Below are 15,329 nucleotides of genomic sequence, written 5' to 3'. Positions count from 1 at the left end.
TTGGTTTATAAAGACAACAATGCATTTACTTTTTGATATGGAACTGGCCAACCTTCTGAGAGCATAAGACATCAAACGAGCCTGCAATCCCACCTGAGTCTCCCCAATTTTCCCGTCTATTTCCGCTTGAGGCGTAAGCGCCGCGACAGAATCTATGACGATAATATCGACCGCGCCACTTCTGACCAAGGAATCCAAGATATATAATGCCTGCTCGCCACTGTCGGGTTGAGAGATAAACAGGCTCTTGGCATCAACACCCACGGAAATAGCCAGAGATGGATCTAAGGCATGCTCTGCGTCGATGAATGCAGCTACCCCACCCATCTTTTGCGCTTCAGCCAGAGGATGAAGAGCAAGTGTAGTCTTGCCAGATCCTTCGGGTCCAAAAATTTCGATGATTCTCCCTCGAGGCAACCCTCCTATGCCTAAAGCAACATCTAGGGGCAATATGCCCGTTGGGATAACTTCAACCGGCGAAACGCCACCATCGCCTAACCGCATTATAGCTCCATCCCCAAATTTACTCTTTATATCGGAAATGGCCTGTTGGAGTATATCTTCCCTAGTTTTGGGATTTTCTTTTTTTGCCATATTCTATGCGGCACCTCCTAGATGATAACGAGCTAGAGGGGTATAAATGGCCCCCTCAGGTGTTAGGTCACTTTTCATAAAAGTGAGCACTTTTACATGCCATAAAAGCTTTGGAAACTCCACCAAAGGCAGATGCTCCACAATGGAGGGAGTAATATCAGATGGCCTTTTAATCCTCGCCAGTGTCAAATGCGGAGAAAACGGTTTATCATCCCTATGGACTTCTCTGAAAGAAGAGCATACATCTTCCACTATCGATTGTAGTCCTAATAGGGAAGTCAAATCGCCAGACACTCCTAACCACAAAACTCTTGGTCGTTTTAACGTTGGGAAACCCCCTATGCCGGAAAGCTCTAGAATAAAGGGTTCAATATTGGACTGTTTTATACTTTCCTGTAACCGCTGAATCATAATTTCAACGGTAGCTTTTGGTAGATTTCCGCAAAATTTGAGCGTTAAATGGAGTGCTTCTTCCCTTGCCCATTTTAAATTTGGAGCAAGAGCGCTAAGTTTTTTTATCAATTTCCAAATCTCATCTTTCAAAGGCTCGTCTAATTCAATACACACAAAACACCTAATTCGATCCTTCACTTCTTCTTTTGCCATCAAGCTTCTTTAATTCCCTCCAAACCGCCTCTAGGGCAATATTATTACTCCAAAGACGAATCATTTCCCTATCTCCCTGAAGATGCCTTGTCCACGTCCTGTGATTTTGCAAACATGTCACAGCAAAACAAACAGTACCAACAGGTTTATGCAAGCTTCCGCCAGAGGGTCCGGCTATGCCAGTGATGGACGCTGAACAATCAGTCTCGAAAAGATTAGCAGCACCGCGAGCCATTGCAAGAGCGCATTCCTCACTAACAGCTCCAATTTTTTCTATCACTTCCTTCGGAACCCCCAATACTGTCTCTTTGGCTTGATTGCTGTAACAAACAGCACTGCCAACGAAGACCGAAGAGGCTCCTGGAACCTTTGTAATCGATTCTCCTACCATACCTCCTGTACAAGACTCGGCAAAGGCTATGTTAATATCTAATTTCGATGCTAGATTAATTATAGCTTCTTCCAAGTTATCTACCCCTTCAGGAAGGACATCGTTTTCTAAAATTCCTCTTATTTCTATTTTCAAAGATGAAACCAACCTTTCGGGACCTCTGATTGCCACAGTAACCACATTTGGCTCCGGCAAAAAGATAATGTTGGCGGGATATCTTTGAACGATGTCAGCTATACGGTCCTTCAGCTGTACCTCAGGCCAACCAATAACCTTGCACAGGGCAAAATGCAACAAGGCTTCTTTCTCCAAAGAATCCAGTAAATGTTTTGCCATGGCCTTAAATTCTTCAGGGACACCCGGAAGAGCAAAAATCTCAGTTTCTTTTACGGTAATGGCAAAACCAAGGGCAGAACCTAAGGGGTTGTTAATCGGCCGTGCACCTTTTGGCATGGAAGCTTGTTTTTCGCGAGATCGCTCAAGATTCTCCCTGGATTCCAACGGATACCTCGCAATTATCTGGTCGTACGCTTCGTCATCCCTCACAAGCGGTAAATTCAAAAACTTGGCTAAGGATTCCCTCGTTCTATCATCATGTGTGGGTCCCAACCCACCGGAAATTACGATGAGTGCGACCTTTCCTGCCCAACGATTAAGGAGATCGACCAAAACCTCCTCATCATCCCCTATTACCTCCAAAGCCACTACATCATAACCATGAAGCACCAATTCTCTAGACAGCCAATAGGCATTGGCCTCCTTTTGAAGCCCTAAAATCAACTCATCGCCAACAGCAATTAATACCGCGCTTTTTTCGATCATCATTTTACCTCGCAAGAATAGTCACGAAACCACCCTCAAAATAAAGCCACTTTACAGCACATAAAATAAGGTTGGCTATTATGCCTCCTACAACATCATCTGCCATTATCCCCCAACCACCTGGGGCCTTTTCGGTCCAAGAAATTGGGAAAGGCTTAAATATATCAAGTATCCTGAACAAAAAAAGCCCAGCAATGATATGACCAGTCGAATGCCCATATAACGCAAACCAAGTTCCCACCACTTCATCGATGACTACCTCTTTAGGGTCTTTCTCCCCTTTCTTCTTAGAATATCGGTCTGAGACGAAGACCCCAATTAACATAATCATAATTATCATCCACAAAGCGGGCCTAAAGAAGATAAGAAGGCTAGCAGCAATACAAGACGCCAAAGTGCCCGGCATCGATGAGATTCGACCAATCCCCCATAAGACAGCTGCTTCTTCAATCAGATTGCCCTTCATCGAATATGACCTCAGCTTCCATATCATGTTCAGAAGCGGATATGACCTTTACCTCTGCAAAAGATCCCGGAGCCAAATTGTCCGCATTCCTTATTACAATCAAGCCATCGACCTCAGGAGCCTCCCTAAAAGATCTTCCTAAAGCATAACCACCGTAACTGTCAGTTTCTTCTATTAGCACCTTAAGCGATCGATTTAGAAAACGTTCTTGACGCCGCAATGAAACAAAAGCTTGCAATTCCATTAGCGTATCGTATCTATTTCGCTTGACTTTCTCCGGGACTTGCCTCTTTAAGTTGGCAGCTTCAGTGCCATCCTCGGGCGAGTACAAAAACGCGCCAACCCTATCGATCTCCATCTCATCAAGAAAGTGAAGAACTTTTTGAAATTTAATGTCGTCCTCTCCGGGAAACCCGACCATTATCGTAGTTCTCAAGGCAAAGTCCGGATCAATTTCCCTCGCATATGAAAATATCCTCTTCAAATCCGGTTCGGTAACTTTTCGATTCATGGATGAAAGAATTTCATCGTCAACATGTTGAATGGGAATATCCAGATACCTCAAAACTTTTTTACAAGAAGCTATGTGATCCATAGTCTTTTCGTCTATGTGAACTGGATGAAGATATAAAAGCCTAACCCATGTATCCGGTGGGAGTTCTTTATCGAGGGTTTTCAGTAATTCAGTTAAATGAGGTTTACCGTCGCCCTCTATGCCATAGGCTGCGATATCCTGCCCTACGAGGCAAAGCTCTTTCGCACCTTGAGAGACTAAAAGTTGAGCTTCTTCAATAATTTCCCCAATTGGCCTACTTCTTAAAGGACCGCGAATTTTGGGTATCGTACAGTAGCTGCATCGATTGTTACACCCTTCCACAATCTTAAGATAACGACTCCACTTAACGGTCTCCGGAATGAAACCACGCGCACGCGAATCAAAGCATATCTCATTTTTCCCCAGATAAGTTAAAACTTTCTCCCATTCTTCAGCTCTTGCCCATATATCAACTGTAGGAAATTCCTTTTTTAGATCATCCCCGTAGCGATTTAAAAGGCATCCCAAAATCCCGATCTTTTTGACCTTCCTGGAGTTCTTTAATTCTTCAAGTTGCAAGGCAACATCTATGCTTTCCCTGACTGCTGGTTCTATAAAAGCACAAGTATTAACTAACGCTATATCCGCTAAATCTGGCGTATCGACAATCTCAAATCCTTCTGAAACCATCATTCCGGCAAGGTTTTCACTGTCAACTTGATTTTTAGCGCATCCCAAACTGAGAATAAATACTTTCTCACCCATTAATCAACCTTCACAACCTTCCCATCAGCCTGATAAAGGAGCGTGATAACCGAAGCACGCTTGTCAGGTATCTCCGGAACTTTTCCCATCCATTTTATATCCACAGTGGAGAAATTTCCAAAGCGAACCCTCAACGGCTCGTTTTTTGTTTCAAAGATCTTGCTCTCGTTTCTCCTAAGGGTTCCTTCGTATATCTTTTCGTCACCTCTTAAAACTCGAATCCAGCAGTTTCCCCTCGCAGCCGTAATTTCTAGAGTTTTAGGCAGCTCTTCTGTGGGCTTTTGTTTTTCTTTCGCTTCTTGTAGCAAAGGCGTTGATGGCAAAGTTGCTTTTTCCTTCAATTCATCCGTAAGGGTTATTTTTCCTTGAACTCCCTCAGTTTCATTGAGGACTGTTAAAATATCTTCGGGAGTTTTAATCGTTTCTTTCGCAATTTCCTCAGAGGGCGCAATCTGACTTTGCTGTTTAATAACGTTGATTATGTGCTCCCTTCGAACATATAAAAGACCGCCACTTGTTACCAAAAGCACGATCAAGACAGCATACACCCACCATCGGGAGGTGGTTTTAAACCCTTTTGGCGGTGGCGTGTAGGTGCCCAATACTTGTGAAATCTCCACCTGCTCATCAAGAGCAACAAGAGAATCATATTGAGGCCAAAGCCTTTCTAGCTTCAAATAATTCAGATATTCCTTGATAAAACATCGAGCAAAGGCTTTCCCCGGAAGCTCGTCTATAGAGCCGCTTTCGATGGCCATAAGATGTCTTCGGGGTATTTTTGTATCTTTAACTACGTCTTCTAACGATATCCCCTTCTCCTCTCGCGTACGGCGTAAAATCTCTCCAAGTTCTGCGAGATTTTTGTCTTGAAAACCGTTTTCATTCATCAGTTATCGGAACACCTCCATTATCTTGTTCCGCATAGCTTTCAATGCTTGAGCAGGATCTTCATGGCCAAACACAGCGTTTCCAGCGACAACCACATCACAGCCATGACGTACAACGTCTTGTATATTGTCAAGCCCTAACCCTCCATCCATTTCTATCAGAAAATTAAGGTTATTTACAGTTCTCTCCCGGTAAAGCCATTCAACTTTTTCAAGAACTTGTGGGATGAATTCTTGGCCACCAAACCCGGGATTTACGGACATTACCAAAATCATGTCAACTAAAAAAAGCAGAGGTGCGACCCATTCTACAGGTGTGCCTGGATTAATGGCAAGGCCACACTTTGCCCCTCCATCTCGTATACATTGTAAAACTCTATGTGCATGAGGCGTAGATTCAATCTGTATGGTCAAATAGTCAACTTTTAACGGAAGAAATAAATCTATGAAATTTTCTGGGGGCTCGACCATTAAGTGGACATCGATGGGAGACGTAATGTCATGCCTGCTTTTAAGAGCAGAAACCAAAGATGGTCCATAAGCTAGGTTCGGAACAAAATGTCCATCCATGACATCGATATGCAGCCAATCATATTCACCCTTAATCTTTTCGATATCCCTAGCTATGTTTAGCGGATCGGCTGACAAAAGAGATGGCGCTAAGATCACCTTTCTCAAAAGTACCTCTCCTCCCAAACAAACTCTCCTCCCAAATAAATAGTGACGACTAGTTCTTCAGTGTAGGGCACATCGAGCTTTATGTATTCGCCACCCTTTACCTCTTTGTTCAAAACCGTTCTCTCACCACGCTTATCCGTGGCTTTAATTTCAAGGCTCAGCGGTCGTGATAAAGGGGGAACGGGATAACGTATCTTAGCTTGTTTGGCTTCTTTTTGCTCACTCACATCTTTTTCCTGTAAGGGCAATTCAGTTGTTTTGGCAGGCTCCGTTTTCACGGCGCCTTTTTCTTGACTAGATTGCAATGACTCAGACGAAACAGCAGGTTTAGATGGCACTATAACCTTGTCCTGAGGTACTACGGCTCCAGGCACTCGAGCCATCTCCTGAGTTTGCGGTTTTTGTGGCGCCTTGCCGCTAGATACAACTAGCGTCACCTGGCTCCCCCTGGTAACTTGTGTTCCTTCTTTCGGCCTGGTTGCCATTACAATACCTTGCTGTGTAGAAATAGTATCTACATATTCAATGTTCTTAGCGAATATACCAATATCGCTTAATGCCTTTTTAGCTTCATCTACGTTCATTCCCGTAACGTTAGGCAATGGAAAAACATTATGTTCGCCAACATTCGGACCAAGGCTAACTAAAACATTGACCCTGGTCTTCAAGGGTGCTCTCGAAGGTGCTGCTGGACTTTGCGCTATTACTACACCAGGAGGTATATTCTTGTCATAAATACGAAGGACATCTCCGGCAACAAAACCAGCTTCTTCTATTTTATGTAAAGCGCTCTCATATTGCATTCCCCTTATGTCCGGAAGAGGAAATCGCTCGCCGCTGCTACTCGCTTTTAATATAGCAACTCTGCCACGCTTAATCTTTGTCCCGGCCTCGGGCAATTGCTCCAACACAACACCCGGCTCTTTGTAAGAGCCGACTTCTTCAACTCGAGGCAATAATCCCAACTGCTGCAAGCGCTCCATGGCCACGATAACGCTCTCGCCCACCAAATCAGGCATCATCGTGGAGCCGCCACCGAAAAAGACAAAATACAATATTGTCAAACCACTACATACCAACACGAGTAAAACAACTAACAATGAGAGGCTAACCCAGCGCCTCATCTCTTTCCCCCCTCAGCGTTTCATCAAAACACATAAGAAGAATCCATCCACCCAGGGACTGCTTGGCCATGTATAATAGCCAAATGGCCTTCCTCTCTGTAATGGAAAATCTCCTCCATCGATCTCGATTTCAATGATGTCAGGCGTAGAACACAACACTTTTCCCACGGTTGCTTCGTTTTCTTCTCTAAACATGCTACATGTACTGTAAACCACAATTCCTTCTGCTGCAACAAGATCTACAGCACGTCTAAGTAAATCCCTTTGAAGGCGAGAATACGACCTCAACTTGCTTGCCGAAAGCTTCCACTTGCCCTCAGGATGTCTGCTCCATGTACCACTCCCGGAACAGGGTGCATCCAACAATACCACATCTGGCGCTTCATCTGGAACTAATTCGAGGGAATTTCCGGCTTTCCATACAGAACGCTCGAGCACGCCCAATCTTTCAAGTTCCCTCTGCCCTGTATATACTTTCTTTTTTGAAATATCCCACGCTTCTATTATCGTATTTTGTGTTTTCTCCAGGATATGGCCGGTTTTTATGCCACGACCTGCGCACATGTCCAATACTCTTCTCTTTCCCGCAGATAAGGAAACAACCTTTTCGGAAACAAAGATGGAAGACTCTGTCTGAGGGGTCCATGAGCCTTCACTATACCCGATGATTGAAGGCGGATGCCCAAAAGAAAGGCTTCTTAGCACATAAGAAAAGTACGGGGATTTCCAGTTTTTTATACCTCTTTTCGAGAGTTGAGAACTCATTTCATCGATAGATGCCTTTGGCGACAACCTAAAAGACAGGTAGGGCTTGATGATCTGGGCAATGAGAAGCTTTTTGGTTAATTCCATCCCCCAACTTTCAGCCCACCGACGTGCTATCCAATGTGGCAAACCCCATAGCAAGGCTTGATCGAACAAGTTTGGGCTATCTTTTAGCTTCTCAATTCTAAGCTTGCCTTCGGATGCGATCCTTCTAAGTACAGCGTTGACGAGCGCCGCATCTGTAGGCCTTTTTTTCTTCGCAACTTCCACGAAAGCATTGACCAGCGCCTGCGGAAAGAAGTGCTTAATCTCGAGCAAACCCGCACAACCCAATATCAAAATGTCCTTGGTTATAGGAACGAGGGACTCAAGGGGCCTGTGTAGGAAAGATTTAACTATGTCCACCCAGAGGCTGTAACGACGCATACCGCTATACACCAGAGTGGAAGCCAACTGTCGTTCTCCTTCGACTAAATCTTCGCCAAAACGTCTTAAAGCTTGCGAAAGAAAGATGCCACGCCGCGTTTCGCCCCATATGGCTATCGCAGCTTCAACGCCCCTCACGGGTTTATCACCTCAATATTAAGCCCCTCCTCGGGCTGCCTGGTTAATATGAACAGCTCTGCCGGCATCATAAATTTCATTCCCAGAAAACTAACAGGTTTCGATCTAATTTCGACCCCCTCTATAGTCATGCCCCTTACATCCTGGCTCGTCGTAACGTAATACTGCACAATCTTGCTGAAAAAGGCTCCGAAAACGTGGGCACACAGTATGGCAAGCAAAATAGAGACTAGGCTTAAATGTTTGGTAATTATCAAGAGACCCACAAATACAATTGCAGCTAAAGTATTTGTAACAACTATTGTCGTCCCGCACCTTGGGTGAACGGCCAATTTCCTTTCCCCGCGGCTCATCCTGTATAGCCCTTCACGAGCAGCCGCTAATGCTAGATAAGGATCTAATGTTCCTTTCAGTGTGAACCCATCTTCATAGGCCATTCCAGCTATATTTGACGGCCCATAACGTTCCTCAATCACGTTGACGGTGGCATGCTCTAAAGCGTGATTACGTCTTACCTTTTTGTTGAATAAAACCCGTAAAAGTTGCCCTGGGCCTAGAATTAACCACATAAATGATTGAGCAGCGAATCCAAGGGGAATAAAAACAAACAAAAATATGAGTAAAAAAACCAAAAATAGCCCTAAGGCCCAAGGTGCAAAGAGCAACAAGAGCAAAAAAAATATGATAACAGGCATCGCTAGATCCTCCACGCTGGATAATATAGGGGGTGGGCTTACCACCCCCTATATTATCACAATTTCATTTAAGAAAAGGTTAAAAATATCGTCATTTCCTATTTGCCATGTTCCTAAAGATTAACAAACGGAAAAGCTGGGCTACTGCCATCACTGTTGCGGCCACATAAGTTAATGCTGCTGCATTTAAGACAGCCTTCGCGCCTCCGATCTCATCTTGAGCCAGTAAACCTGCATTTGTTAGATTACGTAACGCTCTAGCACTTGCATCAAATTCAACAGGTAAAGTCACAAGATGAAAGATGATTACGGCAACGAAAAACAAAATTCCTACATCCATTAAAACAGGTGCTCTGAAGAGTAGACCGATGAAAAAAAGAGGGAAAGCCAGTCCCGTTCCTAAGTTAGCCACAGGAACGATGGCGTTACGCATTTTCAATGGTTTGTAAGCATGAGCATCCTGTATGGCATGGCCCACCTCATGAGCTGCTATGCCAATAGCTGCAATGCTGGGACTCGCGTATACGCTTTCAGATAGACGTAGGGCCTTGGTTCTCGGATCGTAATGATCCGTAAGCGAACCGGAAATTCTCTCTATCGGAACGTTAGACAATCCAAAGCGATCTAATAAAACACGAGCGGCTTCATAAGCCCTTACTCCTTTTCGCGAGTATACCCTTGAAAATTGATTGAACGTTCCCTGCACTTTGATTTGGGCCCATACAGCCAAAAGTAGTGCAGGAATCAAAATCACAAAAGTCGGGTCAAAAAACATCGGAAAATACACTGATTTTCACCTCCCCACCTATACGCTCTCAAGTTATATTATATGTCAAGATCACACATTAAGTTAGCCTCGTTCAATTGTATACATTCTTGTATTCAATTCCTCTAGACCATCTCTACACAAGGCAGTATGGTTCATTGTCTATAAAACCTCGCCATGGTCTCCACCACGTATTCTTGTTCTTCAGGAATCAATTCAGGGTACATCGGCAAAGCCAAGCAGTCTTGGCTTAACTTCTCAGCTTCTGGGAAATCACCCTTTTTATAACCGAGCGAATCAAATGCCGGCTGTAAGTGCAAAGGTAAGGGATAGTATATTCTCGTTCCCACTCCACGCTCATTAAGATGCTCTATCAATGCATCCCGTTTCTTGCAACGGATCACGTACTGGTTAAATACGTGATAACCTCCCTCCATTTCGCGAGGATATTTCACGAATTCTGTTATCTCGTGAGTCTCAAAGAGCAAGTGGTAACGTTCTGCGATGATCCTCCGTTTTTTGTTCCACTCATCTACGTGGCGCAACTTGCACCGCAGTATCGCAGCCTGAATGGCGTCCAACCGACTATTCATGCCTAATTCTTCGTGTATGTAATCATTCAAAGAACCATGCGACCTTAACTTTCTGATTCGCTTTGCCAGCGCATCAATATCGGTGGTCATAAGGCCTCCATCTCCATATCCACCCAGATTCTTCGTAGGATAGAAAGAAAAACACCCAAAAGTGCCTATAGTACCGCTACGTTTTATTTCACCATTCGCCTTGCGCCATGAACCGAAAGATTGTGCACAATCTTCTATTAAATGAACACCCTTATCACTCAAAAGGGGCTCAAGTTTCTCGATGGGAGCCATTTGGCCGAACAGATGGACGACGATCACGGCTTTCGTGCGCGATGTAATGCGTTCTTCGATCTTATTAATATCGATATTATAAGTTAAAGGGTCGATATCAACAAAAACAGGCCTTGCCCTTAACCTTACGATAGAACTGGCCGTGGCAAAAAAGGTGTATGGTGTGGTGATGACTTCATCTCCGTCTCTGACATCCAAAGCTAAAAGCGAAAGTAGGAGAGCATCCGTTCCAGAACCGCAACCGATAGCATATGCAACCTTTAAATAAGAAGCGATCTCATTTTCAAACTTTTCGACTTCATCACCCAGTATAAATTTCTGCGAATCTAACACCCTATCAAGAGCCTCTTTTATCTCGCTTTTTACTGATTCATAATTTCTTTTTAAGTCGAAGGCCGGAACATGCATCATAAAAACATTATCCCCTTCCTACCTAAATAAATTAAACGGTCTTTTCCCCACATGACAATAGGGAATTTAGCGTATTTATCATATGCTCTTCCATTGCCCTCTCGGCACGAGCTATATCCTTTTCTTTTATTGAGTCAAATATCTTCTTGTGTTCCACCAGGCTCATTCGCGCAACCTCATTTATGGAAGACTTGCAAAATACTGTGTAGATGCTAACGCGTGCTATGCAGTTTTTAATAAAATCCTCCAAGACGCGGTTACCGCTCAATTGCGCAATGATCCTATGAAAGTCCTCATTTACCTCGAGATACTCCTCGAAGTCTTCCCTTTGAAGTGCTCTTTCCTCTCGCTTGATAGCGTCTTCAAGTTCATCAAGATCGGTAGCATCGATATTTTCAATAGCCAACTTCACGGCTATGCTTTCCAAAGCGCCTCGCACCGCGAAGGCATCCTCGACGTCCTTTCGAGTGGGCGATACCAACCTTGCTCCAATGTTTGGAGCAATTTCAAGCAACCCTTGGCTTGCCAATCGACGCAACGCTTCCCGTACAGGCGTTCTGCTTACTCCCAGGCTAACCGCTACGTCTACCTCTGCAAGGCGTTCGCCCGGTTTAATCTGTCTCGTCAATATCCTGTGAAGCAACTCATCATAAACATAATCTGCCGAAGTCGTGTAAAGCTTTTCTTCTCTTTCCATTTGAAACTCCTCCTAAATCACATTAAGTTTAACTAAAACACGTTGCTGTAAAGTAAGTAAAAAGCACGCGCTTACCTCCAGCTCTTTAATGTATAATAAAATTTGAGCTTTTGGCCTTATGTATTGTATCAGACAATCGAAATGTACACAACCGTGTAGTCTTAATGAAGGAGGAAATAGTTCGTGCATATAGTAATACTAATTTTGTCTGTACTAGCGACGATATTCATTGCTTATGCTGTTGCCGGAATCAGTAGTTTTTTCTTTGGTTCTGGAAGATTGGATTTCGTTGTTTTTGGCTTACTTGGGGGCATTATTTCAGGCGTAAGCGCTTTGATTTTATGGCAAAAGTTCTTCCTTCCACAGCCTACGAAGAAGGAAAAGGACAGCTGAAATATCACAAGACCTTAAGGAGCTAACCGAAAGCCTGACGGCTTCCAAATCTTCCTCCTCGACAGAAAAGATACGACCCGGCACCACTGAGATTCCCCCAGCTTTTGCCCTAAGAGTCGCCTCGCTACCTTTGAGGCCAGGCAAATTAAGCCACAAATAGATACCTCCCGAAGGCATCTCAAAACTAGCCTCAGGAAAGGTTTTCCTCAGCCCTTCACACAATAACTTCATGCGCAAAGAGATCTGATTTCGCAAAAATTCAAGCGCTTCATAGAGTCCGCCTTCATTGATAAAGGCGAGCACAAAATATTGAACCAAAGAGGACACCGAACCATAGAAAACTTTTTTCACATCCAAACAAGGTCTCATCAGATTTTCTGGCAAAAGCAAATAACTAATTCTAAATCCCGGGAAAAGCGCCTGGCTAAAAGATCCCAAATAGGCAACATTTTCTGCTCCTTCCATTGCCTTGAGAGCAGGCACGCTTTCCTTTCCGTACCTAAGTTCTCCGTAAGTATCGTCTTCTATGATTATGAGAGATTTTCTTTTTGCCTGCGTTAATATGGAGTTTCTTTCTACAAGAGAAAGAGTGCGCCCCGTGGGGTTGTGAAAGCTTGGGATCAAATAAACGGCATCACCTATAGAAGCTCTTTCCAAAGAGGATGCAGGATCTTCCAGACAGATGGGACATGCCCTCAAGCCATTTCTCGATGCCAACTCAAGTATTGCCGGGTAGGTAAGTTTCTCCACAAAAATTCTTCTTACACCCTTGTCTTTAAGTACAGCAATTAAGATAGAAAGCGCCTCCAGGCCTCCTGCAGTGACGAGCACTTCACTGGAACGCGCTGGAATTCCCCGTAAAGCGGCATGCTTAACAAGGGCTTCTCTAAGTTCGGGCAATCCAGCGAGAGGTGCCGGTAATAGCAAGTATTCGCCCGCAGTTAAAAAGAACTCCCTCAAGGGTTTATATACAAATTGTATGGGCATTAAGCTCTTGTCCGGAAGACCGGAAGATAAATCCCATATTATCCTGTCAGCTTGAGAGCAATTCTGCCTAATGGATTTAGCATTTCTGCAATGGACATAACAGCCGCTTTTTCCTATCAGCTTGACATAACCATCCTTTTCCAAAATGGCCATTGCCGCATTAATGGTCGTCCTGCTTACACCCAAATCGGACGCTAGCTTCCGGGTTCCGGGCAGTTTATAGCCCTCGGGTAGGGCGCCAATTTCTATCATGCGCCGCAAATGCAACGCAATTTGTTGATAAAGCGGGACTTTCGAATCACGATCGAGCGGCATTTCTAACATGTCAAAACAAACCCCCAATTACTATCAGACTAACTAAAGGCAAGCAAATAAGTTCAAGCAGTTTGCGCTCCAAGACCTTGACAATCGCGGCATAATAGTAAGAATAGATTAATGACGATTCCAAGATTGTTTATAACACGAATGAGTGTGATATCCTATGCATAAATTAGAACAAAAATATGATGCCCTAATTTTTGATATGGATGGTGTCCTTATAGATTCTACTCGTTCCTATCCGATGGTAATAAGAATTGCCATTCAATGGAGTTGGCGCCATTTATTGGGTAATATTATCGACTGCACTGCATTTTCATACGATCACTTTTACATTAGCAAAACACATCCGGCCTTCAACGATGATTATGACATAGCATGGGCATTGATATCCATAGCCGCTTCCAAGGGCGTTAAATCTTTAAAAGAAGCCTTTCCCACGCCAGATCAATGGATGACCATTCTGCAAAACTTTCATGGTGACGATGCAGTATCGTGGATATATGCCAATTTCTCTGGTGCAATTCCAAGGCCCATTGTAAGGCAATTGTGCGAAGAGATTTATTTCGGCAAAGACGAGTATCTTTCAATAAATGGAAAAGCTCCTGCACACTACAAGTGCAGAGGCATGTGGAAGCAAGAAAAGCTCATAATCGATACACATTGGAAAAATTTTTCTTTACCAGTTTGCATTTTCACCGGAAGATCGTGGAACGAGTGTTTGCTGGGGTTGAAATTGCTCGGATGGGATGATCTCCCAAGAGATAGGATATTTACCCTTGATGATGGCGCGCCTAAACCTTCACCTGAGGGTTTAAATGTTTTATCCACTCGGGTTGGCGCACAAAACCCGATATTTTTTGGAGACACCCATAGCGACATGGAAGCTGCAAAAAGACTTGGTAAGGGAAAGTTTATCTACGTGGGCAAGCCTGCAGAAAATCTTGACACAAATTTCAGGGATACGAAAATGGCTCTGCGCGAACTAGGATTTATCGTTTAATAATCGGTATCGGCATCAAAATAAGGCTTTAACTTTACCCATTCGGGTGAAGTCTTTACCTCTTCAGGCGTCACAACAGCTGTGCCCATCTTTTGGACAACAATCCCGGCAGTTAAGGTGGCGAATTCACAGGCGACGTGCCATGGTAATCCCAAGCCGCGAGCCACTGCAATGGAGGCTACCACCGTATCTCCCGCTCCCGAAACATCATAAACTTCTCTTGTACGAGCGGGAAAATCCCTCGCCTCATCCTTGGCAACAAGTGTCATGCCCTCGGCTCCTAACGTAATAATTACCGCCTCCATAGAAAGAGATTCCCTTAGTATTCGAGCACCTTCTCGAGGAGTGAATTTTTCATCAAATGCGCGTCCTAAAAGTAGCTGGGCCTCGGCTTTGTTGGGCGTCATCACGGTGGCACCTTGATAACGCTCTTTATGTTGGGGCTTGGGATCGACGATGACGGGAATCCCTTTTTCGGTAGCCCATTTGATGCACCTTTGAGCAACCCTCTCGCTAACCATGCCTTTTGCGTAATCGGATAAAACGAGCGCATTTATATCTAGCGTAGGTAAAACGCTCAACAGTTCTCTTGAAATGTCACAAAAGCTGTCATCGATGTAGTTGTCCCAATCTACTCTAACTATTTGCTGAGATCGTGCTAATATTCGCGTCTTTCGTATCGTGGGTAAATTTAACTCCAGGGGGGGACATATGGTTACATTTAATTCATTCAAAAGAGCTTCCAGTATATGCCAATAAAGATCTTGCCCTCTCGGCGTTACCAGTACAGCGTCATATCCCAAAGCAGCAATATTAGCGGCAACGTTTGCAGCCCCCCCAGGCCGGTAGTCTTCTTTGACAACCTCTACGATCGGCACCGGGGCTTCAGGCGACAATCTGCTAGCACGGCCTATTATGTAATGATCGATCATCACATCTCCAATGATGGCTACTGTACATTGCTTTGCGTTCACGGGTTATGCCACC

The 15,329-nt window shown here is 44.2% G+C and carries 17 protein-coding genes (1 of these 17 only partly in view); 2 read left to right on the top strand and 15 right to left on the bottom strand.

Features of this window, described 5'->3' with window-relative positions:
• The 13 genes from recA to AC5SXE_RS10265 all read right to left on the bottom strand — a co-directional run.
• Positions 1 to 594, bottom strand: the 5' portion of a protein-coding gene (gene recA / locus AC5SXE_RS10325; RefSeq protein WP_303884078.1) for a recombinase RecA. Its footprint begins 552 nt before the window's first position; only the first 594 of its 1,146 coding nucleotides appear in the window; the start codon lies at positions 592 to 594; the stop codon falls past the left edge of the window.
• A gap of 3 nt (positions 595 to 597) precedes the next feature.
• Positions 598 to 1,200: an RNA 2',3'-cyclic phosphodiesterase gene (gene thpR, locus AC5SXE_RS10320; protein WP_303884098.1), complete on the bottom strand. Its 603-nt coding sequence runs from the start codon at positions 1,198 to 1,200 to the stop codon at positions 598 to 600.
• Positions 1,169 to 2,413, bottom strand: coding sequence for a nicotinamide-nucleotide amidohydrolase family protein (locus AC5SXE_RS10315; RefSeq protein WP_323721832.1), 1,245 nt, complete (start codon positions 2,411 to 2,413; stop codon positions 1,169 to 1,171). The genes thpR and AC5SXE_RS10315 overlap by 32 nt, the downstream gene beginning before the upstream one ends.
• Before the next feature lie 4 nt (positions 2,414 to 2,417).
• Positions 2,418 to 2,879, bottom strand: coding sequence for a phosphatidylglycerophosphatase A family protein (locus tag AC5SXE_RS10310; protein WP_303884081.1), 462 nt, complete (start codon positions 2,877 to 2,879; stop codon positions 2,418 to 2,420).
• Positions 2,860 to 4,179, bottom strand: coding sequence for a 30S ribosomal protein S12 methylthiotransferase RimO (gene rimO, locus AC5SXE_RS10305; RefSeq protein ID WP_303884083.1), 1,320 nt, complete (start codon positions 4,177 to 4,179; stop codon positions 2,860 to 2,862). Before rimO ends, AC5SXE_RS10310 begins: the two co-directional genes overlap by 20 nt.
• A complete protein-coding gene (locus AC5SXE_RS10300; RefSeq protein WP_303884084.1) occupies positions 4,179 to 5,066 on the bottom strand; it encodes a helix-turn-helix domain-containing protein in 888 nt (295 codons plus the stop codon). The genes rimO and AC5SXE_RS10300 overlap by 1 nt, the downstream gene beginning before the upstream one ends.
• 3 nt (positions 5,067 to 5,069) lie before the next feature.
• On the bottom strand, positions 5,070 to 5,744 hold the full coding sequence (gene rpe / locus AC5SXE_RS10295) for a ribulose-phosphate 3-epimerase (protein WP_310847893.1): 675 nt from the start codon (positions 5,742 to 5,744) through the stop codon (positions 5,070 to 5,072).
• Positions 5,741 to 6,868 (bottom strand): PASTA domain-containing protein, encoded by a 1,128-nt coding sequence (locus AC5SXE_RS10290; RefSeq protein ID WP_310847894.1) that lies wholly within the window; start codon positions 6,866 to 6,868, stop codon positions 5,741 to 5,743. The genes rpe and AC5SXE_RS10290 overlap by 4 nt, the downstream gene beginning before the upstream one ends.
• A 12-nt stretch (positions 6,869 to 6,880) precedes the next feature.
• Complete coding sequence (locus AC5SXE_RS10285) at positions 6,881 to 8,197, bottom strand: RsmB/NOP family class I SAM-dependent RNA methyltransferase (protein WP_303884089.1); 1,317 nt, start codon at positions 8,195 to 8,197, stop codon at positions 6,881 to 6,883.
• Positions 8,194 to 8,892: a DUF6391 domain-containing protein gene (locus tag AC5SXE_RS10280; protein WP_303884091.1), complete on the bottom strand. Its 699-nt coding sequence runs from the start codon at positions 8,890 to 8,892 to the stop codon at positions 8,194 to 8,196. Before AC5SXE_RS10280 ends, AC5SXE_RS10285 begins: the two co-directional genes overlap by 4 nt.
• A 91-nt stretch (positions 8,893 to 8,983) precedes the next feature.
• Complete coding sequence (locus AC5SXE_RS10275) at positions 8,984 to 9,679, bottom strand: zinc metallopeptidase (RefSeq protein ID WP_303884093.1); 696 nt, start codon at positions 9,677 to 9,679, stop codon at positions 8,984 to 8,986.
• A gap of 134 nt (positions 9,680 to 9,813) precedes the next feature.
• Positions 9,814 to 10,944 (bottom strand): DegT/DnrJ/EryC1/StrS family aminotransferase, encoded by a 1,131-nt coding sequence (locus tag AC5SXE_RS10270; RefSeq protein WP_433913036.1) that lies wholly within the window; start codon positions 10,942 to 10,944, stop codon positions 9,814 to 9,816.
• Between the two features lie 31 nt (positions 10,945 to 10,975).
• On the bottom strand, positions 10,976 to 11,641 hold the full coding sequence (locus AC5SXE_RS10265) for a GntR family transcriptional regulator (protein ID WP_310847900.1): 666 nt from the start codon (positions 11,639 to 11,641) through the stop codon (positions 10,976 to 10,978).
• Positions 11,642 to 11,824: 183 nt separating this feature from the next.
• On the opposite strand from AC5SXE_RS10265, the gene AC5SXE_RS10260 reads away from it, so the two are divergent.
• Positions 11,825 to 12,034 (top strand): hypothetical protein, encoded by a 210-nt coding sequence (locus tag AC5SXE_RS10260; protein WP_310847902.1) that lies wholly within the window; start codon positions 11,825 to 11,827, stop codon positions 12,032 to 12,034.
• Here AC5SXE_RS10260 and AC5SXE_RS10255 read toward each other — a convergent pair.
• A complete protein-coding gene (locus AC5SXE_RS10255) occupies positions 11,981 to 13,345 on the bottom strand; it encodes an aminotransferase-like domain-containing protein (protein ID WP_493917353.1) in 1,365 nt (454 codons plus the stop codon). The two genes, AC5SXE_RS10260 and AC5SXE_RS10255, sit on opposite strands and share 54 nt — an antisense overlap.
• A gap of 157 nt (positions 13,346 to 13,502) precedes the next feature.
• Here AC5SXE_RS10255 and AC5SXE_RS10250 point away from each other — a divergent pair, with 157 nt between their 5' ends.
• Positions 13,503 to 14,342, top strand: coding sequence for an HAD family hydrolase (locus AC5SXE_RS10250; RefSeq protein WP_493917352.1), 840 nt, complete (start codon positions 13,503 to 13,505; stop codon positions 14,340 to 14,342).
• On the opposite strand, the gene AC5SXE_RS10245 is transcribed toward AC5SXE_RS10250, so the two are convergent.
• Positions 14,339 to 15,316 (bottom strand): bifunctional heptose 7-phosphate kinase/heptose 1-phosphate adenyltransferase, encoded by a 978-nt coding sequence (locus tag AC5SXE_RS10245; RefSeq protein ID WP_493917351.1) that lies wholly within the window; start codon positions 15,314 to 15,316, stop codon positions 14,339 to 14,341. The genes AC5SXE_RS10250 and AC5SXE_RS10245 overlap by 4 nt on opposite strands.
• Between the last annotated feature and the right edge of the window lie 13 nt (positions 15,317 to 15,329).

It is taken from the genome of Acetomicrobium sp., assembly GCF_059026225.1.
This window is presented reverse-complemented; position numbering and strand designations above follow the sequence as displayed.